This window comes from Scytonema sp. NUACC21 (assembly GCF_054684315.1).
The window spans coordinates 111,633-133,311 of the sequence record NZ_BAAFZH010000105.1 but is presented as its reverse complement, the minus strand read 5'-3'; the positions used below and the strand labels follow the sequence as shown (position 1 = coordinate 133,311).

Annotated in this window: 16 protein-coding genes and 2 pseudogenes; 7 read left to right on the top strand and 11 right to left on the bottom strand. The window is 42.3% G+C overall.

All coding sequences use genetic code 11. The features are described 5' to 3' along the window. Nucleotides 1–194: 194 nt before the first annotated feature. From ACYRY3_RS37210 to ACYRY3_RS37185, 6 genes are all read left to right on the top strand, one after another. The gene (locus ACYRY3_RS37210; protein ID WP_460206886.1) at nt 195–2,768 is read left to right on the top strand and encodes a polynucleotide kinase-phosphatase; all 2,574 of its coding nucleotides are present in this window, start codon (nt 195–197) and stop codon (nt 2,766–2,768) included. 118 nt (nt 2,769–2,886) lie between these two features. Then, nucleotides 2,887–4,986 (top strand): phosphoenolpyruvate synthase, encoded by a 2,100-nt coding sequence (locus tag ACYRY3_RS37205; protein WP_460206750.1) that lies wholly within the window; start codon nt 2,887–2,889, stop codon nt 4,984–4,986. A gap of 26 nt (nt 4,987–5,012) precedes the next feature. Continuing rightward, the gene (locus ACYRY3_RS37200; protein WP_460206749.1) at nt 5,013–5,540 is read left to right on the top strand and encodes a universal stress protein; all 528 of its coding nucleotides are present in this window, start codon (nt 5,013–5,015) and stop codon (nt 5,538–5,540) included. A gap of 203 nt (nt 5,541–5,743) precedes the next feature. Continuing rightward, complete coding sequence (locus tag ACYRY3_RS37195) at nt 5,744–6,421, top strand: response regulator transcription factor (RefSeq protein WP_460206748.1); 678 nt, start codon at nt 5,744–5,746, stop codon at nt 6,419–6,421. Nucleotides 6,422–6,673: 252 nt separating this feature from the next. Further along, a complete protein-coding gene (locus ACYRY3_RS37190; RefSeq protein WP_460206747.1) occupies nt 6,674–7,744 on the top strand; it encodes a Photosystem Q(B) protein 1 in 1,071 nt (356 codons plus the stop codon). A 959-nt stretch (nt 7,745–8,703) separates the two neighbouring features. Further along, on the top strand, nt 8,704–9,381 hold the full coding sequence (locus ACYRY3_RS37185; protein ID WP_460206746.1) for a LabA-like NYN domain-containing protein: 678 nt from the start codon (nt 8,704–8,706) through the stop codon (nt 9,379–9,381). Nucleotides 9,382–10,241: 860 nt separating this feature from the next. Here ACYRY3_RS37185 and ACYRY3_RS37180 read toward each other — a convergent pair. From ACYRY3_RS37180 to ctpB, 9 genes and pseudogenes are all read right to left on the bottom strand, one after another. Then, nucleotides 10,242–10,415, bottom strand: coding sequence for a hypothetical protein (locus ACYRY3_RS37180; RefSeq protein WP_460206745.1), 174 nt, complete (start codon nt 10,413–10,415; stop codon nt 10,242–10,244). Between the two features lie 411 nt (nt 10,416–10,826). Continuing rightward, nucleotides 10,827–11,609 (bottom strand): MBL fold metallo-hydrolase, encoded by a 783-nt coding sequence (locus tag ACYRY3_RS37175; RefSeq protein ID WP_460206744.1) that lies wholly within the window; start codon nt 11,607–11,609, stop codon nt 10,827–10,829. Next, nucleotides 11,606–12,217, bottom strand: a complete 612-nt coding sequence (locus tag ACYRY3_RS37170) for an anthranilate synthase component II (protein WP_460206743.1) — start codon at nt 12,215–12,217, stop codon at nt 11,606–11,608. The genes ACYRY3_RS37175 and ACYRY3_RS37170 overlap by 4 nt, the downstream gene beginning before the upstream one ends. A gap of 312 nt (nt 12,218–12,529) precedes the next feature. Then, nucleotides 12,530–13,006, bottom strand: a complete 477-nt coding sequence (locus ACYRY3_RS37165; RefSeq protein WP_460206742.1) for a diacylglycerol kinase family protein — start codon at nt 13,004–13,006, stop codon at nt 12,530–12,532. Nucleotides 13,007–13,146: 140 nt separating this feature from the next. Next, a complete protein-coding gene (ybeY, locus tag ACYRY3_RS37160) occupies nt 13,147–13,674 on the bottom strand; it encodes an rRNA maturation RNase YbeY (protein WP_460206741.1) in 528 nt (175 codons plus the stop codon). A gap of 98 nt (nt 13,675–13,772) precedes the next feature. After that, nucleotides 13,773–13,892, bottom strand: a pseudogene (locus ACYRY3_RS37155) (DUF3285 domain-containing protein); the annotation flags it as partial. Then, a pseudogene (locus tag ACYRY3_RS37150) lies at nt 13,892–14,428 on the bottom strand (response regulator); the annotation flags it as partial. The pseudogenes ACYRY3_RS37155 and ACYRY3_RS37150, both read right to left, overlap by 1 nt. Before the next feature lie 583 nt (nt 14,429–15,011). Beyond that, nucleotides 15,012–15,980: a glycosyltransferase family 2 protein gene (locus tag ACYRY3_RS37145; protein ID WP_460206740.1), complete on the bottom strand. Its 969-nt coding sequence runs from the start codon at nt 15,978–15,980 to the stop codon at nt 15,012–15,014. A gap of 106 nt (nt 15,981–16,086) precedes the next feature. Next, a complete protein-coding gene (gene ctpB / locus ACYRY3_RS37140) occupies nt 16,087–17,427 on the bottom strand; it encodes a carboxyl-terminal processing protease CtpB (protein ID WP_460206739.1) in 1,341 nt (446 codons plus the stop codon). Between the two features lie 298 nt (nt 17,428–17,725). On the opposite strand from ctpB, the gene ACYRY3_RS37135 reads away from it, so the two are divergent. Beyond that, the gene (locus ACYRY3_RS37135; RefSeq protein WP_460206738.1) at nt 17,726–18,436 is read left to right on the top strand and encodes a YdcF family protein; all 711 of its coding nucleotides are present in this window, start codon (nt 17,726–17,728) and stop codon (nt 18,434–18,436) included. Between the two features lie 85 nt (nt 18,437–18,521). On the opposite strand, the gene ACYRY3_RS37130 is transcribed toward ACYRY3_RS37135, so the two are convergent. Together ACYRY3_RS37130 and ACYRY3_RS37125 are read right to left on the bottom strand one after the other, a co-directional pair. After that, entirely contained in the window at nt 18,522–20,936 is a 2,415-nt protein-coding gene (locus ACYRY3_RS37130; RefSeq protein WP_460206737.1) for a single-stranded-DNA-specific exonuclease RecJ, read from the bottom strand. 93 nt (nt 20,937–21,029) lie between these two features. Continuing rightward, nucleotides 21,030–21,668 carry a GNAT family N-acetyltransferase gene (locus tag ACYRY3_RS37125; RefSeq protein ID WP_460206736.1) on the bottom strand — a complete coding sequence of 213 codons (639 nt, stop codon included), beginning with the start codon at nt 21,666–21,668 and terminating at the stop codon, nt 21,030–21,032. Nucleotides 21,669–21,679: the final 11 nt, after the last annotated feature.

The window sequence follows — 21,679 nt, the reverse complement described above, 5'->3', positions numbered from 1 at the left end:
CAAACAATGCATGAAATGTTGGGTTTTGTGACTCAATCACAAATCTATAAAAAATGCATGAAATGTTGGGTTTTGTGACTCAATCACAAATCTACAAACAATGAAATATTGGGTTTTGTGACTCAATCACAAATCTACAAACAATGAATGAAATGTTGGGTTTCGTTCCTCAACCCAACCTACGAATTACAAACATGAAACTAACTATTCCTGAACTTTCTCTCGTTATTCTTATTGGTGCTTCCGGTTCTGGTAAATCGACTTTTGCCCGGAAATACTTTCAGCCCTTTGAAATTTTGTCTTCAGATTTTTGTCGGGGCTTGGTGTCAGATGATGAAAATAACCAGTCTGCTAGTCGCGATGCTTTTGAGGTACTGCATTATATTGCTGCCAAGCGACTGGCAGTAGGTAGGCTGACAGTCATAGATGCGACTAATGTTCAGCCAGAAGACCGCAAACAATTGTTAGCGTTAGCACGTCAATATCACTTTCTTCCCGTGGCAATTGTCTTGAATATGCCCGAAGAACTCTGTTACCAACGCAACCAACAACGACCAAATCGCCAGTTTGGTTCTCATGTGGTGCGCCGTCACACTCAGTTTCTCCGGCGATCGCTGCGAGGATTGGAAAAAGAGGGCTTTCGCTATGTCTACATCCTCAGTTCACTGGAGGAAATAGAAGCTGTAGAAATTGAGCGCCAACCACTATGGAACAATCGCACATCCGAGCTAGGTCCCTTTGACATTATTGGCGATATTCACGGTTGCTGCGACGAACTTGAAGCATTGCTGCAAAAGTTAGGCTACTTGAAGATGGGCTCTCCCGATTCTCTTTGGGATTTTCCTACTTACTACCACCCAGAAGGACGCAAAGCAGTTTTTTTAGGCGATTTAGTAGATAGAGGACCCCGTATCTTAGATACAGTGAAACTTGTACGCAATATGGTTGCTGCTCTTACGGCTTTTTGCGTTCCCGGTAATCATGAAAACAAGTTATTGCGAAAGTTGCGCGGTAAAAACGTTAAGGTAAATCACGGGCTAGAGCAAACTTTGGCAGAAATTGAGGCTTTGCCAGAAGATGTTTGTCAACCTTTTACAAAACAACTGTGTGAGTTCCTCGATTCCCTCATCAGTCACTACCTTTTAGATAGAGGACGCCTTGTTGTTGCCCATGCGGGATTAAAACAGGAAATGCAGGGAAGGGGATCTGGTGCTGTCCGGGAGTTCGCTCTTTATGGTGAAACAACCGGAGAAATTGATGAGTTTGGCTTACCTGTTCGTTACAATTGGGCGGCAGATTATCGGGGGGAGGCGATAGTCGTTTACGGACACACCCCTGTTCCAGAAGCGCAATGGTTGAATAATACCATTGATATTGATACGGGCTGTGTTTTTGGAGGAAAACTGACTGCACTGCGTTATCCAGAAAAGGAACTTGTGAGTGTTGCAGCTCTTCGCACTTATTGCGAACCCGCTAAACCAATTGTACTGACGCCTTATGGCGCTTCTCTACAGCAGGAATATGATGATGTGCTGAATATCGAAGACGTACTTGGTAAGCGTATCATCAATACTCAGCTGATGCCCAACATCACCATTCGCGAAGAAAATGCGATCGCAGCCCTGGAGGTGATGAGTCGTTTTGCTGCTAACCCCAAATGGCTGATTTACTTACCACCTACCATGTCTCCTGTAGAAACATCCCAAGAACCGGGTTATCTGGAACACCCAGTTCAAGCTTTTGCTTACTACCAAAACCAGGGAATCACTGAAGTTGTTTGCGAAGAAAAGCACATGGGTTCTCGGGCGATCGCGATCGTTTGCCGAGATGAGACAGCAGCTAGAAAACGGTTTGGTGTAGTGGGTGAGGGTATTGGAATTTGCTACACCCGTACTGGAAGACGATTCTTTGAGAATTGGCAACTGGAAGCAGAATTTTTGACACGGATAAAAGCTGCCCTTTCCCATAGCGGTTTTTGGGAAACCTTTAATACCGAGTGGGTTTGCCTTGATTGCGAACTGATGCCGTGGTCGGCAAAAGCCCAAGGATTACTCCAGCAACAGTACGCACCTGTTGGAACTGCATCGCGCCTTGCTTTAAGTGATGCTGTTAGCTTATTACAACAAGCGAGTCAACGGGGTGTAGATGTCAGCAGCCAACTCCGTTCCTATCAACAACGAGCAGAGATGGCACATCAGTATGTCAATGCCTACCGTCGCTACTGCTGGTTAGTAAATGATATTTCTAACCTTAAACTTGCTCCCTTCCACATATTAGCAACAGAGGGCTCTAACCACACCGATAAAGACCATTGCTGGCACATGGAACAAATTGCCAAAATCTGCCAGTCTGACCCCGATCTACTTCTAACAACAAGATACAAGGTGATAGATTTAACAGACTCCCACAGCCAAGAAGATGGGGTGCGCTGGTGGGCAGAACTCACAGGTAAGGGCGGTGAAGGTATGGTGGTGAAACCCTTGCAATTTATAGTTAAAGGAAATCGCGGTATTGTGCAGCCTGCTGTTAAGTGTCGCGGACAGGAATATCTGCGAATTATCTACGGTGCCGAATACTCAGCCCCTGAGAATTTGGAACGCTTGCGCCAGCGGGGGCTATCCCTCAAACGTTCCCTTGCCATGCGGGAATTTGCATTAGGTGCTGAAGCATTAGAGCGATTTGTTGCCCGTGCTCCCTTGCGTCGCGTGCATGAATGCGTTTTCGGTATTTTAGCATTGGAGAGCGAGCCAGTAGATCCACGTTTATAATAAAACTCACAAAATCCTCAACTTTTGTTCCTACAAATATAAATGCGGGACAAGCGAAGCATAAGTTGCTTACTGCACAGCCCTGTTAAATCGCATTATGTGTTGAGGGAACTGGATCGTGTTAGACGTGGCAGTTAATCAAAAAATAGCTCGCGCAGTCTCCAAAGAACAAGTCTTTGTATTACCTTTAAATAAAGTTGGTATTGCAAATATTTCTTTAGTGGGAGGAAAAAATGCTTCTCTCGGAGAAATGATTCACCAACTCAGGCGTAAAGGAGTCAAAGTTCCAAATGGGTTTGCGACGACAGCATATGCTTATCGTTTCTTTATCCAAATGGCAGGTTTTGAAGCAGAACTGCGTCAAATTTTGGCAAATTTAAATGTGGAGGATATTAAAAACCTGCGCCAAGTAGGTCAACAAGCGCGTTCTTTAATACTTGACACTCCCTTTCCTGCTGAATTAGAGGTAGCGATCGCTCAAGCTTACCAAACTTTGGAACAGCAGTATGGGCTGGATATTGATGTTGCTGTGGGTTCCAGTGCTATAGTAACAGGCTTACCAGATGCAAGCTTTGCTGGGCAGCAAGAAACTTACTTAAACGTTCGTGGTTTAAAAGCTTTACTGGAAGCCTGCCATAAGTGCTTTGCGTCAATTTTTACAGACCGTGCCATCACCTATCGAGCAATCCACGGCTTTGACCACTTCAATGTTGCCCTATCAGTTGGCATACAAAAAATGGTTCGCTCAGACTTAGCAGTGTCTGGTGTTATGTTCTCTATTGATACCGAGACAGGCTTCAAAGATACTGTACTGATAACGGCTGCCTATGGTTTGGGTGAGAATGTGGTGCAGGGAGCAGTTAATCCTGACAAATATTTAGTCTTTAAACCGACATTAAAACAGGGATATCGTCCAATTCTGAACAAGCGAATTGGTACAAAAGAAATCAAAATGATGTATGATGTCGGTGGTTCAAAAATAACAAAAAATGTCCCTATTGTACCGAGCGATCGCACCGCATTTGCCTTAAATGATGATGACATTTTGCAACTAGCATACTGGGCTTGCCTGATAGAAGAACACTACTCTCAAATCCACGGTACTTACACACCGATGAATATTGACTGGGCAAAAGATGGTATCACACAAGAACTGTTTGTTGTTCAAGCACGCCCGATAACATTGCAAGAAGTCACTTTAGAGAAAGTGCCTTACACTCGTACAAAAATCATGATGAACGTGGAAAATCCGGAAGAAGCTTTCGGTTTAGCATCTATCCCAAATGATGGAATTGGGTTGGCGCGGATGGAATTTATTATTACCCACAACATTAAGGCACATCCACTAGCATTAATTCATTATAACGAATTAGAAGATAAAGTTGCCAAGTCTGAAATTGCTGAGTTAACTGCCCAGTATGAAGACAAGGCAAAATTCTTTGTCGATAAGCTAGCACAAAGTATTGGCACAATTGCTGCTGCCTTTTACCCCAAGCCAGTTATTGTCCGTCTATCAGATTTTAAAAGCAATGAATACGCAAACCTTTTAGGTGGCAAACAGTTTGAGCCTAAAGAAGAAAACCCAATGATGGGTTGGCGGGGTGCTTCTCGCTATTACAATAACGGTTACCTTGAAGGTTTTGCTTTGGAATGCCAAGCAATCAAGCAGGTACGTGATGAGATGGGCTTAAGCAATGTCATTTTAATGGTTCCATTTTGCCGTACCCCAGAAGAAGGTCAGCGAGTGTTGGCAGAAATGGCAAAAAATGGGTTGGTGCGAGGACGTTCTCAAGAAACATCGTCCAAGGAGGGATTGGAAGTTTATTTGATGTGCGAGTTACCCAGTAATGTTCTACTGGCTGACGAGTTTTGTGAAGTGTTTGACGGATTTTCTATAGAATGGAATGACCTGACACGGTTAACTCTTGGATTAGACCGAGGATCTGAGTTAGTGTCACATCTGTTTGATGAGCGTAATAATGCCGTCAGGCGTACTATTCAGAATGCGATCGCAACAGTCAAACAATACGGACGTAAGATTGGCATCTGCGGTCAAGCCCTCAGTGACTACCCCGAGTTTGTCCGCTTTTTAGTGGAACAGGGAATTGACTCTATCAGCCTCAACCCAGATTCTATGCTAAAAACGCTGTCTGATGTTGCCATTTGGGAGGTAAACAGGAAGGTAGAAGAGAATAACTTATGCTCAACTAACAACTAATAACTAATAACTAAGGACTAATAACTATGTTTCACAAAATTTTAGTCGCCATTGACAATTCTGAAATTGGTCAACATATTTTTGATGAAGCTCTTAGTTTAGCAAAAGCGGTGAATGGAAATCTTATGCTACTCCATGTTCTATCTCCCTTTGATGGAACCGGATATTTAAATCCCGTATTGCTGCAACCCAGTGGTGTTTATCCAACCCTCCACACTGAAGCTGTTAATAAATATATGCAACAGTGGGAAGAACTCAAGCAAGAAAGAATAAATATGTTGTTTTCTTTTGCTCAAAAAGCAAACAATGCCGGTGTCCAAGCAGAAGTTTCACAGAATCTTGGCGATCCCGGTCGAATGATTTGTGAAGTGGCTCGTAGCTGGGATGCTGACTTAATTTTGGTGGGTCGGCGCGGTCGTAGGGGGTTAAGTGAGTTTTTCTTAGGTAGTGTTAGCAATTATGTGTTGCATAATGCTCCCTGCTCTGTTTTAACAGTCCAAGGACCCATACACGGTGTGACAGAAGTCTGTGAAATTGCTAAAACAGTTTCTTAGTTTAGCTTGATTGGTATACCTTTTCATGTTTTGGGTTGTAGTTGCGCGATCGCCACTACAGCCCAATAAACCTATACTTTAGTCTTGCCGAGCACTACGTATAGTACGGACAAGTTGCTGTTCCATTCTTTCGAGCTCTTGTTCATTCAGGTGAAAACTGCTGTAAGTAGGTAATGAAAGTGTGCTAGAAGGTAGGTCTAGGTATGAACGTACTATTTGTTGAAGATGAGTCAAAAATTGCCAATTTTGTCCGGGCTGGGTTAAAAGAGCAGGGATTTGTCGTTGACTACTGTGATAATGGTGATGAGGGATACACTCGGGCAATGGAGAATCAGTACGACGCCCTCATACTTGATATTATGGTGCCTGGTAAGGATGGACTGTCTATCCTCAAACACCTGCGACGGGCAGGGCGTAATGTACCAGTGATACTACTGACAGCTCGTAATGAACTTGATGACAGACTTGAAGGTTTGAATCTTGGGGCTGATGACTACATTGCCAAACCGTTTTTTGTTGAAGAATTGGTTGCCCGCATTCATGCTGTTATCCGACGAAGTACTGGCAACCGCCAAAACCTGCTTTGTGTTGGTCCAATCAAATTGGATCGCATCAGTAGAGAAGTCACCTGTAATGAGCAGGTTGTGGAGCTGACAACTCGCGAGTTTAATCTCTTGGAATACTTGATGCGTTCTCCGGGACGAGTTCTCACCCGCACGCAAATCCTAGAACACGTTTGGGGATATGATTTTAACCCCAATACCAATGTAGTTGATGTATGTATTCAAAGAATTCGCAAAAAAATGGACCCCATTGGTGGATCGGATTGGATTGAAAGCGTGCGGGGAGTTGGATATCGTTTTTCTAAGCCAGAGCCTTGATTGTGCAACTTCGTTCCTTTCGTCAAAGGTTTAGCTCAAAAAGATAAGCTTTCCTAATAGTTCTTCTATAATTAAGGTACTCGGATCGATGAAGGATTGAGTAGTTTGTAACGCCCGCAACAACATTGCGTTTCAACTACTGAATTTAGGCAAAAACACAAAAGGGTCGTGAAAAATCTGTTGCTATATCTCATTCTTCAAACCCTTTTTGTCGAAATTCCGAGTACTCTCTTCAGTAGGACTAAAGATACGATGAGCACCACTGTTCGGCGTCGAAAGGAATTAGAATTCTCCGATTTGTGGGATATGTTTTGCGCGTGGATTACCAGCACCGAAAATCGTATCTATATCGGCTGGTTTGACGTGCTGATGATTCCCACCTTGCTAGTTGCTAGCACTTGTTTCATTCTGGCGTTTATTGCTGCTCCTGGTGTAGACATGGATGGTATACGAGAACCGATATTAGGTTCTCTTTTGGATGGTAATAATCTCATCACAGCTGCTGTTATACCAACTTCCGCTGCAATTGGGTTGCACTTTTACCCAATTTGGGAGGCAATTTCCCTTGATGAATGGCTCTATAACGGGGGTCCCTATCAATTAATTGTCCTACACTTCCTGATTGGCACTTGGTGCTACCTGGGACGGCTTTGGGAATTGAGTTATCGTTTGGGGAATCGTCCTTGGGTTGCTGTTGCTTTTTCTGCACCTGCAATGTCAGCAACAGCAGTTTTGCTAATTTATCCAATTGGACAGGGCAGCTTTTCCGATGGTCTACCTTTAGGCATTGCAGGCACTTTCCATTTTATGTTGGCATTCCAGGCAGACCACAACATCTTAATGCATCCTTGCCATATGTTAGGGGTTGCTGGAGTTTTCGGCGGTGCGCTCTTAAGTGCATTACATGGTTCGTTAGTTACCTCTACTCTCTTTCTCAAGACGAATGGAAATGAACCCGTTGAAGCAGGTTACAGATTTGGTCAGCCTCATACAACTTACCATTTTGTGGCAGGTCACTATGGTTTGTTGGGTCGCTTGCTTATTCCTTCTTTAGGAAGTAAAAATCACCGTGCTTTCCACCTCTTAACAGCAGCTTTACCGACAATTGGTGTATGGTTTGCTGCTTTAGGTATATGTGTGATGGCGTTTAATCTCAATGGATTTAACTTTCATCACTCTATTTTGGATAGTCAAGGTGCAGTGATTCCGACGGAAGCAGATTTGCTCAATCGAGCCAATCTCGGGCTTCAAGCTATGCACGCTCTTAATACCCATCATTTCCCCATAGTATTGTCTGGCGGGCAACCACTTCAAGTTATGTAAACAAAATTCTGTCGGGGTAAAGGTTTCCATTCCTGGTTCTCCTTTACCCTTACTGACCTACTTATGAGTTGACATTAAAAAGAGGTTTGATAAAATTTAGGCAACCTTTTCGAGCGATAAGTATTTCCAACACTTGTTTGACTCAAATTATTTATCGAAAGGAGCCACAATTTCGCTCTCCGTTTTTTTGAGCTTTTTTCTAATGTGCTCTTTTCAATAGCTTTTGCTATATCCACAATTTCCACGACACTAATGTTGACAGTAAAATAACTATAGTAATTATGAGAATGGGATAAAATTATATAAGATTTTTCCAAAAAAAGTAAACATTTAATTTTAATTTAAAAAAAATTATGTTTTTTGAAAAATTTCTTTAAAAAAAATATTAAAAATTGACAAAACAAACACCATTACAGAAATTAAGTGAAAAATTGTGTCATATTAGCGATCGATACTTACACTCAGGCTCAAACTCTACAATTGACAAAATTTACCAGAAAAGCCTTTTTTCTAGGCGGAAACTTTAAAGCAGTATATCTTGAGGTTTGTATTTTTTATACAGCGTACTGTGTAGAGTAGCCCATAACTTCTTTTACGAGGCAAAACAAAATGGTGATAAGAAAAATATATGGCTGAAAAATACGTGTATATTTGCATCACTGGATTTAAAACAATATCATCATTCACTAACAGGGATTCTCCTACATGGCAAAGATCCGTTACCTAGCTACAATAAAATGAGTGCCTTAAGGTTAAGCATATTGGCTAAGTCATCAGGATGCGGTTTTGTGCTGAAGCTGAAATCTATAGAAGGTTTACAGAAAAAAGATGGAAAAAAAGGGATAAAGTATAGAATAAGGATGACATACTTTATTTTTTGCCTACTACTTATGTCTTTTATCCTTAAAGTATGCTGCACTATCTGAGAAACTCATAAAAATTAAAATCAAGAGGAATCAATGAATATTGCCACTTTTAACAAAGAAAAAAATCAAGATAAATTTCTCAAGGAAAAGACAAATTTGCATGGCGATCGCCACCCAGACAAAAGTGAAAACATAAACCTTACAGATATGCAATTTGATAAATATATTTTTGGTAACTCAGATCGCGGTCGAGTCGCTATTTTTATTGATGGAGCCAACTTGTTTCATGCTGGATTACAACTTGGTATTGAAATTGATTATGCGAAAATGCTCTGTTGTTTCACAGAAAATGCAAGGCTTTTGCGTGCTTTCTTCTACACAGGAGTCGATTCTAAGAATGATAAGCAACAGGGCTTTTTGCTTTGGATGCGTCGCAATGGTTATCGTGTTGTTACCAAAGATTTAATCCAGCTTCCAGACGGTTCCAAAAAAGCTAATCTAGATGTAGAAATTGCTGTGGATATGATAAATTTAGCTCCTTATTATGATACCGCAGTATTAGTCAGTGGTGATGGAGACCTGGCTTACGCTGTTAATGCTCTTACCTACCAAGGCGTTCGAGTTGAAGTCGTGAGCATACGGTCAATGACAAGTGACAGCTTGATTGATGTTGCTGACTATTTTGTTGACTTGGATCATCTCAAACAATACATTCAGAAAGATTCTAATTCTTGCTACAGCTATCGACCGTTGTCAAATTCTGGTTTATAAAGAACGACAGACCCCCAAAACGCGATTAAAGGCAGATTGGGCTAGATTGGGACATCCTCTGGTAATAACACAGTCGGTTTTCTCTGGTTAACAGGTAACCACATGTTTTAAGGCAAAGGCTTGTCCACTAACCCCATGCTTCCAGGTTGTGAAAAAATTAGTTCGATGGCTACTAAAAGCCCACACTGTACCCCAAGGTCAGCGTGGGTAGTTTACTAGATGAATAGTAGGGGGTTGTTGCTTTTTCAGTAAATACTCCCAATTAACTTTTCACGCAAGCTGCTATTTTACTTTTGTTTGGAATAAACTAGAGCGGTGACTAAAGTTAGGAGAAAAATACAGTAGGAATCATTACCAACACTCGAACCCTGACAGGTTACTGATAAGCGTTTTTATACTTCCAACTGTTGGTGTATTTCTAAAGGATGTAAAGTTTACTTCTATTTTACTTATGACGTATGATTTTTTTCTAAAAAATTTTTAATCTTTAAAAAAGAACAAAGGTGAGATAGCTATAATGAACCAAAATAGCTTTTTATGAAGAAAAATTAAGAAATTAAGAAATTAAGATAACTAGGATAAATCAGTAGAATCCCTGAAAGCTACTAAATGAAACAAAAATAAGTACAACTACGGTTTTATATGTTTCAAGTAATATATTAATATTTACAGGAATATTAAATGAATGGTTGACATCAAAGTTGAAGGAACAGCCTTTGTTGTACCGACCTCCAAGTACTGATAGATGTCTGTAATCAACGAGATCGTGTCTTTATTTGTGAATTTTAAATAACACAAGGAGTGTCTACAGTGAACAAGTTACAATTCGCAATGCTTGCTAGTTACCTTTTGATGACCAGCTATTTTTTTATAAATTGGCTAAAATTTAATCTTCGCCATCCAACTTCTTCCCCAGAAGATAAATTCTTATCTTTTATAATGTTTGCGATCGCAACTTTTCTGTGGCCTGTAGTAATTCCTTTTTCTTGCTTAAAAATGATCGAGGTCAGGAAGCTAGAGTTCAGTACAGTCATTCCTGTTATAGTTGTGATTTCTGCGTTTAGCCTTGTTTTTTATATGAATTAGCTAGTACAAGTGCAGAAATTCTACTACAAGTATCTGTTCAGCCTTTGTTGAGTTATAACTTTTTGAAACTGAAGCGCCGTATTTTGCATCTACCACTGTATAGCTATTAATGCATAGACTGTAAGTAAAATTGTCGTGGAATCTAAAAGCGGTATAACGTAGTTTCTCTTGAGAAAACGTAATAATTCTGTGAAGGTCAGCTAATTTAAGAAGGTAGAAGTACGCGCTATAAATAAACTTTGTATTTTTTACTTGGCTTATCAGGTTGGTTAAGATACAACACCTTTAGTTAAGGTTAATGTGTAGAGACGCTTCAGATAGTGCGTCTCTACATTGTTACTAATTAAAGGTTTGACAGGCTAAAACTTGTAACTTAACAGTTGAATTGCACTATTTTCAGGAAGATTGCCAGGGCTAATCGCGATCGTGTCACTATTGCTGCGACGTACTGTTACCCCATCCATCAGTTTCAAAAATTCATCTAATGGGGAAATATCACACGCAGAAGAATCCGCAGCTTGTGTACGGAAATGAGTAGGAATGACTATTTTAGGATTGATAACTTGAATTGCTTGCTTGGCTTCTTCAGGATTATAAGCTTTTGGTCCACCTCCAACGGGAACTAAAGCAACATCAGGACGCCCAATCAGGATTTTTTGCTCAATAGAAATGGCTGCTGCTGCTCCTCCAAGGTGGAGAATGCTAATACCGCCTTGCTTCCACAGCCAAGCGGTGTTGATACCAAATTGCTTTCCACCTTTGCGATCGTGATTTATGGCAATTCCTTGAAATTTAATGCTATTGAATTCATAAACTCCCGGTTCATAAATTAATTTTGGATTTCCGGGAAGGTCTTCTACAGCACCCTCGTCTAACAGTTGACTGCTGATCGATACTAAATCTGCCTGGACTTTAGGGGGACGATATCCTGCGGTACAACCAATAGCCCGGAAAGGATTTGCAAGAATTCTTGTTCCGCCACCAGTAAACAGAAAGCAGGTATGACCCAACCACTGAATTGATAATGAACTGCCTGGTTGAGCCTTTGATTGAGCATTAGCTTGAAATTCAGATCCCAAGGTAGTCCCTAATGCTGTCACTATTCCCGCCCCAGCATAGCTCATTAACTGTCGTCGTTTCATGAAGAATTTTGCTCTCTAGACTGCAATTGTTCCAGAAAGTTTCGCAGTAACTGCTTTCCTGAATTTGTCAGGACACTCTCTGGGTGAAATTGGACGCCTTCAATGTGAGGATAGTTCCGATGTCGAATTCCCATAATTGTTCCATCCTCAACCCAAGCGGTGATTTCCAACACCTCTGGGCAAGAGTCGCGCTCAATCACTAAACTATGATACCGGGTTGCGGTCATTGGACTTTCTAATTTTCGGAAAACACCCACTCCCGTATGATAAACCGGAGAAGTTTTGCCATGCATTAATTCTGGTGCGGAAACAATCCTACCGCCAAAAACTTGACCAATGCTTTGATGTCCCAAGCAAACCCCTAAAATTGGTAAGCTAGGTCCAAGTTGTTCTATTAAATCCAAAGAAATACCCGCATCCTCAGGGCGACCGGGTCCGGGTGAAATGACGATTCCATCTGCTTTTAAAGCGCGGATCTCATCTAAGGATATTTTGTCATTCCGAAAAACCCTGATGTCTGTGGCAACTGGAAATTCTACCGCCAACTCACCCAGATATTGCACTAGATTATAGGTAAAACTGTCGTAATTATCAATAACTATAATCACAAGTTATAACTCCTGATATATACCAATCATCTTACTCGGATCGATTTCCATCAGAAGATTTTAGTTGTTATTGCCGTTACTTTGACACAGACACGAGAAAAAATTGCGCCTGAATTGAAACAAGATTAAAAATGTTCAGCTAAAGCACATTTAATTTGCATAAACAACTTTTTTAATTCCTGGTGGGATGGTAGAGAAGTGCTCTACGGTGCTTCCAAGTCTTGTGGCTACTACGGGGCGACAAGAACCATCCAGATTATGTAACTTAAATGCACGTTAGCTTATCAGACTTTAGCACTAAGAGAGCTAGATCTACATTAGCGACAAGATTAACGTGTACAAAGGTGGTAATAACAGCATTGCAGCTACTAGTAGTGCTACAATAGCAGACACAAGTACAGCTCCTGCAGCACAATCTTTGGCTATTTTTGCCAGTTCGTGATACGTTTGCTTAACTGTTAGGTCTACAATCGACTCTACCGCTGTGTTTAGTAACTCTAACGCTAAAACTAAACCACTTGTGATCGCAATGACCGCTATTTCCACTCCTTTAAGTTGTAAAAAAACGCTCAAGCCGATTGCAAGCGCACAAACAGCAACGTGAATGCGAAAATTGCGTTGACTTTGAAAAGCGTAGGTGATTCCACACCAAGCATATTTAAAACTGACAAACAAATTGGAAGCAACTTTCCATGAGAATTCTCGCTGTTTGGTAACAACTGTGTCTAGACAGTTTGGTGTTGTTGGTGGTGCGGAAACTTTTGGGGGTGATGAAACTTGTTGGGACATAGGCATAAGCATAAAACGGTATAGTGGTTGTAAGATTTTCTGCGTATTTTAATCTGTTGATGGCCTGATGAGGAAATTTTTTTACAAAAGTCTGTTGTCAGACAATTACAGAATAACACTAAGATATGATTGGGCAATGGTTATTCTACGTTAATATCAATACCAATATCCTTCAGTAATATTACTTGTTGATTCAACATTCGGCTCAAGCTCTCTTCATCAGGATGATCCCAGCCCAAAAGATGGAGCAAACCATGAGCTGCCAACCAGGCTAACTCTGTAACTAAAGAATGACCCTGCTGTTGAGCTTGTCTTTGAGCTGTCTCAACAGAAATAACGATATCCCCAAGATATAAAGGTATCTCAGTGTGTACTGCTTCCGATTGAGGGAAATCTACCTCAAGTGCAGCAAAGGATAAAACGTCTGTAGGTTTATTCTGATGGCGGTACTGAACATTCATCTTTTGTATTTCGCTGTCATTTGTCAAGCGCAGCCCAACCTCATACGCGGATGCTAGCAAGGTGAGAGGGTGCAGTTTTTCCATCCACGTCTCAAACCAGTTTTCCCAAGTTTCCACAGCAATTTGACTCTGGGCGTCCCAAAAATTTACACTTGCTCCTTGGGACAACTCAATAAAACAATCCTGCACATACAGTTCGATTCTCACCAGCTACAAATTCTCCATACTACAGTTATCAGTTACCAGTTATCAGTTATCAGTCGATTCCCCGAATGAACTGATAACTTTTAACTGTACCTGATTCATCACCGGGTCAGATAAGCAAGACCTACCAAAACCGCTAAAAGCCCCACAGTCGTTAGTAGAAAATGTTTTAGTGAGGTGCCACCTTTTTGCACCATATTTCGCATGGCTAGTTTTACGTGTTTAAAACGCTTTGTTCTCTGGGAGTTAAGTCAATAGCAAAAGGTGCAGGGGATTGAGAAATTGCGCTCTTTTGCGTTAGCAGTTGTTTAATTTGGGCAATTTGATTTGCTAATTCCGTTATGTTAGGCGCTTCACCCTCTTCGGTTAGTGTAGGAGTTCGGGAAGAACGGCGTTCCAGCAAGTTCTCGACAATAGCCACTAATTCTTCTGGGTCGAAGGGTTTGGGCAGATAGGCATCAACACCCGCTTGATAACCTTGAATCCGGTCAGTCGTCATACCTTTCGCAGTTAGAAAGATTACGGGTAGTGACCGAAAACGGGGGTCATCCCGCAGTTGCTTGAGGAATTGGTAGCCATCTACCTGCGGCATCATAATATCCGAGATTACTAAATCTGGTGTATTCTGTTGCACCAATTCCCAGCCTTCTTTGGCGTTACTGGCAACTTGAACGCCGAAACCGCTCTCTTGCATATAATCCTTGACTGCTTCACGCAATCCCGGCTCATCATCTACCAGTAACAATTGTGCTGCCATCTACGGTATCCTTTGCACTACTTTTCTTCCAATTTAGCGAAATTTGGCAACGCTCAGCTACTGTTCGGAAGACATAGGCAGGCAATGAGTTGTGGTAAGACCTATTTCCTATTAATGGGTAAGTCTGAAGTTTTTGAATTTTTTCGCATCGGGAGTTTAATCCTGTATATTAATTGACTATATTTGCAATTATTTGCATAATTGTTATTATTATAACTCAGTAGAAAAGTAAGATTTTAGAAAATTTTAATAATTTTTACCACAAGCGTTGGTTTTACGCCTCCCTAACCCTCCCCTTATAAAGGTTTGGGAATTGAATTTGTTGTTTCCCCCCCTTTATAAGTTATCCATTGTCCGAATGCGGCAGATTTTTCTGAAAAATTGCATAAATTCATTCAACTCAAACGTATATATATGTGACAGGGTTTTGCTTTAGGTTGCTTCAGCCTCAACATTTGTCGCCACCAAATTCCTTGATTGCTGTTACGTGCCTATATCAAAACACTGTTTCCAGATAAACAAACCGCAGTCATACACTGCCTCATCCATCTGCTATTGGTTGTGGATCGACGTAAACGTATTTCTACAACCACTCAATAGTTCTGGCGTTTTCTGGTAACCGGGCATCTCTTTGTCCTGCGCTACGTGCCCTAGCATTGAACAACCCAATAGGAGTACTCAATATGTCTACAAGGCTAGCTTTACCAGCCAAAGCTTTTACGCTGTCCCTTGGCAGTTCCTTCAACATCCAGCGTCCCAAACGGTAGAAGTATTCTTTCGGGGGCATATCCCTCATTAACTCCACGCCATGCAGTTCGTGTAAATAGCGATTTGAACGCCCGTAGCGCCGCCATTGGCTTTCTAATTCCTTTAAAGTGCTGCGGTGACGGTGCTTCACAATTGCATTGAAAGCAAATTCCAAACGCCCAATGTTTTGCCGCAAAATACGCCAACAAATATCCGCATCTCCACCAGTTGTGAGATAAGGTCGAAATAAACCTATTTTTTCAAAGGCTTGCCGTCGAATTGCCAGGTTCGCAGTTTGACCGTAAGGACAAAAAGAATGGGCAAGGGTATGCTTTTGCGATAAAGTCTCTTGACGATCTGCGTGTTGTTCTAGTAAATTCGTTCCCGGTAATGCCACAATCTCACCAGCAACAATGACTATATCTGGGTTGACAAAAGGTGCAATGAGTGCATTTAACCATTCAGGTTGCGGACGACAATCAGCATCGGTGAAGGCGATTATTTCACCAGTGGCAGCGCGAATACCAGCGTTGCGGGCGGCGTAAGAACTTTGAATTTGAGTTTCGCTTAAAGGGCGAATTGTAATTGGACTATTTTCAGCAGATGTTTTGAGTAAACTAGCGGTGCGATCGCGACTATTATTATCTACCAGTAAATACTCTACTTGATGTTTAGGGTAAGTTTGAGCCAAAAGAGTTGAGATTAACTCTGGCAAATCCGCTTCACCATTATAAATAGGCACAACCACCGATATCTTTGGCAAAAAAGAGTTGGTGGTTGCTATCTCAACTGGTTGAATATTCATAAAAACTAAGGATTGTTAGTAGTTAGTGGTTAGTGGTTAGTAGTTAGTAGAGCAACTATCCACTATTCCACTATCCACCAACCAATTAAGAGCCTTTAAAACTTAATTACAATTTCAGATTGATAGCGCGGTTGCCTGATGATTGCAACGGCTGATTGTCCTGACTGGGTGAAGCAAGGCTGTTGCTAGACAAAACGGAGAGTGCGCGGGCATAATGAGGGTCATTTTGAGTTCCCAGCAAATCCGGATTTGCTGCCAGTTGCCGCTGTTGTGCCTCAGTCAAATCTAATTTAATATCTGGTGCAATTCCCGTGTGATTAATATCTGTTCCTTTAGGAGTGTAGTAATGAGCTATTGTGACAGCCACGCCGGAACCATCTGCCAGTTCATGAACTGACTGTACTAAAGCTTTTCCAAAAGTTTGACTGCCAACAACGACCGCCCGTTTATTATCTTTAAGTGCCCCAGTCAGAATTTCGCTAGCACTAGCTGAATTGTTATCCACCAGTACGACGAGAGGGCGTCTTGTCATAGCAGTGTGATTGGCTTTAGTTTCCTCACTACCACCCTTACGGTCTACGGTCTTAACAATCGCTCCATTATCGAGCCACATTCGAGCAATTTCAATACTCGCTTGCAACAAACCACCAGGATTGCTGCGTAAATCTAACACAAAGCCATCAACTTTTTGAGAACTTAAATCGCGGATTGCACGACGCATTTGACTTGAAGCGTGAGCGCTGAATTCGCGTAAACGAATGTAACCAACACGTCGGTTACCCTCTTGCTTCAAGGTGTAACGTACTGTTGGCACTTCAATTGTTGCCCGTGTCAGCTTCACATCAAAAGCTTGCTGACCTTCCCGTCCAAGACGTAAGCTCAGCATAGTACCGGATTTACCGCGAATTAGCTTAGAGGCGTCTTCCACTTTCATCTGTTCGGTGGATTTACCGTCAATCGCTATAATCCAATCTCCTGCTTTGATACCAGCTTTCAGTGCTGGGGAATTTTCAATAGCTTCTATAACAGTAAGTCGCTTGGTTTGTTCATTCAGTTCCATCCGAATACCAATTCCAGAGACTTCTCCAGACGTTTGGCTGGTTAGAGCTTCATATTGTTTGGGGTCCATAAAGCGAGTATAAGGATCGCCCAATTTTTCTAAAGCTTCGCGGATGGCAACATAAGCTTCTTCACGGGAGGTATAATCTTTACTCAGCAGGTTTTGCCGGACTGCTAACCAGTCCTGTCTGTTAAACGAAGAATCGACATATTCACGATTCACCAGTTGCCAGACTTCGTCTACTACCGCTTTTGGGCTATCTTGCAGTGCTGCACGTACTGAGCGGCACCACACTGAACCAAACAAAGAAAGGGAGGCAGTCGAAGCTATAGCTCCACCAATTAAGGCTACTTGGAGCGGCGAGTAACGTTTTGCAGACTGATTCATGTATATTAGCTGGAATAATTGTGTTGTTGACAGTGTAGCAATCAGGATTTTTTAGGGACTATAAATTTTTCTTGTTAACTATAATTTCTTCATTACTTTTCCTTGATGATTCTTTAAAAGTCCGGCGTCACCTCTCAACCAGCTTTTATAACATAGCTCACGTTTTCCGCAAGCTTGCTACAGTGTGGCAGTTTCATCAGTGCCATCTTGGCAAACATTATTACTTTCTTAAGATAGCACTTGGCTAGCTAGATCGGTATTACAGAATTCCCCCAAAAAAGGTAGTATCAAATACTCCATGAAACGTCCCGTCAAAAATAGTAGATTCAGCCCCAAGGAAGTGCGATGGCGGCAAAGATGGCAACTGTTTAAAAAACTAGCTCTTGGGCTAGGCCTCGTACTAAGCAGTATTCTGCTTTTTAACACTATAACCATGATTTCTGCATCTTCCAAGTCAGTAGACGCTTTTTTTGTACTTGGTGGAAGTATTAAACGAGAAATCTATGTCGCCCAGTTGGCAAGACAACACCCCCAGACTCCCATTCTCATCTCTCGTGGCTCCCCAGAACCTTGTCTTTGGCTAATTTTTGAACAACAGGCAGTAGATAGAATGCAAAACGTTTGGTTGGAAGAATGTGCGGGTTCTACGTTTGAGAATCTTTACTATGGTATTCCTATTTTGCGGGGTTGGGGAGTACACAAGGTAAAACTGATTACTTCACCCACCCACTTGCCGCGAGCCAAATGGATGGCACAAATTCTCTTTGGCGCTCAAGGCATTTGGGTCGAAACAGAAATTGTTCAAGAACAAGGTGTTCCCGGCAATCGTGAGTCTCGTCTGAAAACTGCATTGGATGTAACACGCTGCTTGCTATGGGCTGGGTTAAGCCCGATTATTCAGCCACAATGCTCTTCTCTCAAAAAATTGGTAGAGGTCAATATTACTGATTGGCAGCGTCAGGGTTTTAAGTGCGAACATCAGGGGAAGTTGGGGAGAGGGAGGGAGTGAGGGAGTGAGGGAGTGAGGGAGTGAAAAAACTAATGACTAAGGACTAATAACTAATGACTAAGGACTAATGACTAAGGACTAATGACTAAGGACTAATTGCGATTTGATATCCAATCGCTTGAATTGTGGATAAAGGTACGTCAGCAAAATACTGTTGCTGAAATTGTTCTTCTCTGACAGCAGCTAAAAATTGGGTAATGGCTCCTTCTGCAAGGGCGGATTCATTGCTGGAACGTTGAGTGAAAATCAAAGCACGGTCTTGGCGTGTGATTTTGAAACCCAAGTATTTTAAGCATTTTAACCCTAAAAGTAAGGGTTGATCTCCTATATCAAGTTTTTCCAGCAACTGCACTCTAGTGACTGGTTGATGTGTTCGTGCTAGGTATTTGGCAAGCCCCACTAGAGTTAACCAAATTTGTTCTGGTGGTTTGTGATTGGGTATACTCCAAGCAAGTGCTAGTGGTTGTTTGTTGTAAAGGGCACGTTTTAACCAAACGCGTAAATCGTCCCAACTCGTTGGGCACTTCTCTAGGAGAAGGGGATTGCCCAAGGGGGGATGGTGGGTGCTTGCGTCTGGAGTGAGAGGATGGGAGGTATTGCGCCAGTCAAGTATCAGTGCTGATGGCTGATGATTGAAAGTTGATTGCTGCAGGGAACGTACTGCTACGAGGCGGATTTCGTAACGTTTTTTAAAGGTGTTGTAGTCAAGTTCTGCTATGCAATCACACCTTCCTAGGGGTAATTCATCTTTGTAATGTCCCCACCAAACACCGGGAAAAGGGCTTTTTGTCGAATCATCCCGAATATCAAACTCGGCTTTAATGTACTGTATCTTTTTTCCTTGAGAATCCTGCTGATTTCGGTGCCAAGCATTCTCAAACCAACAATTTTGAATCAGCAGTTTTGGCACAGGGTTTCCCATTCCGCAAGGTTCTAGGAGTTTCAGTTCTAGAAATAACTCTTTCCCCAAATCTGCCACTGTTACTGTTAGGTCGGCTTCTATGGTTGGTGTTAGGTTTGCCCCTGCCAAAGATCGCCGTAACTGTTGGTTAATGGCCTCTGTAAATAAAGGAATATTCTCTACTGGAAGACTTAATCCTGCTGCATAGGGATGTCCGCCAAAGCGGTGTAAAAGATGTGCTTGCTCTTTAACTAATTGATACAAATCAATTGAGTTGACCGAACGAGCAGAACCACGAGCAACAAGAGGAGGGAAAGGGGGGACAATGGGTTGGGTGGACATTGCCTCCCTCTCTCCCTCTCTCCCTCTCTCTCCTTCACCTGCTATCTCTGTACTTAGAAGGATAGTCGGACGCCCTGTATCTTGTGCGACTTGTCCGGCAACTAATCCCAAGACACCCGCAGCCCATTGGGAATCTTCGAGCACAATAACGCTGGTGGTTGATAAGTCCATTCGGGCAAGCTTTTGCGCTACCTGCTGGGCAACATCTTTTTGTAAAGATTTGCGACGGGCGTTAGCTAATTCTGTCATTTCTGCTAGTTCGCTGACATATTTTTGGTCTCGGCTTGTCAGCAATTCCACACAAAAACTAGCATCTCCTTGAATGCGGCTGACAGCATTAATTCGCGGTCCTAAACCAAAGGAAATATCTGTGGGGCGATCGCCACTTTTTTGGCACAATTCTAACAACCGCCCTACTCCCGGACGGCGTCTTGTTTCGGGTGTTTTTTTAAAATCTGCTTGCAGTCGCTGAATTCCCATCTGTGCCAAGTAGCGACAATCTCCACTCAACTGCACCAAGTCAGCAATCAGCCCAACCGCTACCAAATCTAATAAATCTTCTAATAGAGAGGTTTTTGGGACATTTGGCAGAGTTAGGTAAAGGGCTTCCACCAGTTTATAAGCCACAGCCACCCCAGAAAGATGAAACAGCGGATGAGTATTGGGTAAATAGCGGGGGTTAATAATCGCCGTGACTGGTGGACGTTCTACGGGTAAAGTGTGATGATCTGTAACAATAATATCTATGCCTAACTGTTGTGCATAGTCAATTTCTTTGATATTTGTACTGCCTGTATCGCAAGTCACAATTAGCTGAACACCTTGCTCGGCAAGTCGATCGATCCCTTGACAGTTAAGCCCGTGGGATTCTGTGAGACGGTTGGGAATGTAGTAACTTAACTGTATATGGTGAGCAAAAAACTGCCCCAAACCATCCCATAGGACAGCAGTAGACGTAATGCCGTCGGCGTCAAAGTCACCCCAAATAGCAACTTTCTCTCCATCTTCCCATGCTTGCTGCAACCGTTTCACAGCCCAATGCATTTCTTGACCGAACTCAAATGGGCTGGTTGATTGATAAGCTTGAGGACTGACAAAAGCAGCTAATGTTTTTTCATCTTGTATTCCCCGTTGCCATAACAACTGGGCTGCAAAAAGTCCTCTCAATGCAGGTAAATATTGCTTCACCGCTTGAATAAACCATTCTGGCGGTTGTTCAGTTTGTGCAAGAATCCACTGCTGCTGTGGTGTTGGCATAACAGATAACAATCTTAAGGAGAGTGGGTAGTGAGTGCTCACCACGAATTGATTGGTGGGCACTGCCCACCAACCAATTAAAACTACACCTCGTTAAACAGGTGCTTCCTCGTCAGTAGTCTGAGATTCAGGGGTTATGGTATTGAGGGCAATTTCACTAATAACTCCATCAGACTTGCGGGGACGCATTGTCGGACGAGAACGTTTATAACCTGCCCTTTCAGCTTTTTGATGTTCGTAATCAATGAGCCTGCCATAGTACTCGTGCTTGCTGAGATTCATGGATAGGAATATGTGTTGGCGAACATTGCCGAAACCTTTGCGAGTAAAAAACTTTACCGCTGAAACATTAGCAGGGTCTGTGTCCACCAGCATGAATCGTGCCCCATCTTCAATCATGCGTGAAACAACTTTATCAACTAACTTGTCTCCCACGCTGCGACGTTGAAACTTGGGGCTGACTCCCAACCACAAAATATATCCGTAAGTCCAAGTTGCTTTGGTAATAATGGTTCCTAAAATAAAGCCCGCAAGCTGCCCATCAACTTCGGCAACCAAGCAATATTCAGGATCGGTGTTGTAAAGACCAATCACCTCCCACTCATCCCAACAACGATAGAGATACGGGTATAAATCGCTGGTAAATAACTCTTCTCCTAAGTGGTAAACAGGAGCAATGTCATCTATGCCTAGTTCGCGGACATAAACCGCATCAGTATCATCAAACTGCATAAAGTAATATA

Bases quoted from the DNA above. Each gene is read 5' to 3' on its own strand.
- ACYRY3_RS37210 (WP_460206886.1), top strand. From the start codon at position 195: ATGAAACTAACTATTCCTGAACTTTCTCTCGTTATTCTTATTGGTGCT.
- ACYRY3_RS37200 (WP_460206749.1), top strand. From the start codon at position 5,013: ATGTTTCACAAAATTTTAGTCGCCATTGACAATTCTGAAATTGGTCAA.
- ACYRY3_RS37195 (WP_460206748.1), top strand. From the start codon at position 5,744: ATGAACGTACTATTTGTTGAAGATGAGTCAAAAATTGCCAATTTTGTC.
- ACYRY3_RS37190 (WP_460206747.1), top strand. From the start codon at position 6,674: ATGAGCACCACTGTTCGGCGTCGAAAGGAATTAGAATTCTCCGATTTG.
- ACYRY3_RS37185 (WP_460206746.1), top strand. From the start codon at position 8,704: ATGAATATTGCCACTTTTAACAAAGAAAAAAATCAAGATAAATTTCTC.
- ACYRY3_RS37180 (WP_460206745.1), bottom strand. From the start codon at position 10,415: ATGACTGTACTGAACTCTAGCTTCCTGACCTCGATCATTTTTAAGCAA.
- ACYRY3_RS37175 (WP_460206744.1), bottom strand. From the start codon at position 11,609: ATGAAACGACGACAGTTAATGAGCTATGCTGGGGCGGGAATAGTGACA.
- ACYRY3_RS37165 (WP_460206742.1), bottom strand. From the start codon at position 13,006: ATGTCCCAACAAGTTTCATCACCCCCAAAAGTTTCCGCACCACCAACA.
- ACYRY3_RS37145 (WP_460206740.1), bottom strand. From the start codon at position 15,980: ATGAATATTCAACCAGTTGAGATAGCAACCACCAACTCTTTTTTGCCA.
- ctpB (WP_460206739.1), bottom strand. From the start codon at position 17,427: ATGAATCAGTCTGCAAAACGTTACTCGCCGCTCCAAGTAGCCTTAATT.
- ACYRY3_RS37135 (WP_460206738.1), top strand. From the start codon at position 17,726: ATGAAACGTCCCGTCAAAAATAGTAGATTCAGCCCCAAGGAAGTGCGA.
- ACYRY3_RS37130 (WP_460206737.1), bottom strand. From the start codon at position 20,936: ATGCCAACACCACAGCAGCAGTGGATTCTTGCACAAACTGAACAACCG.
- ACYRY3_RS37125 (WP_460206736.1), bottom strand. From the start codon at position 21,668: ATGCAGTTTGATGATACTGATGCGGTTTATGTCCGCGAACTAGGCATA.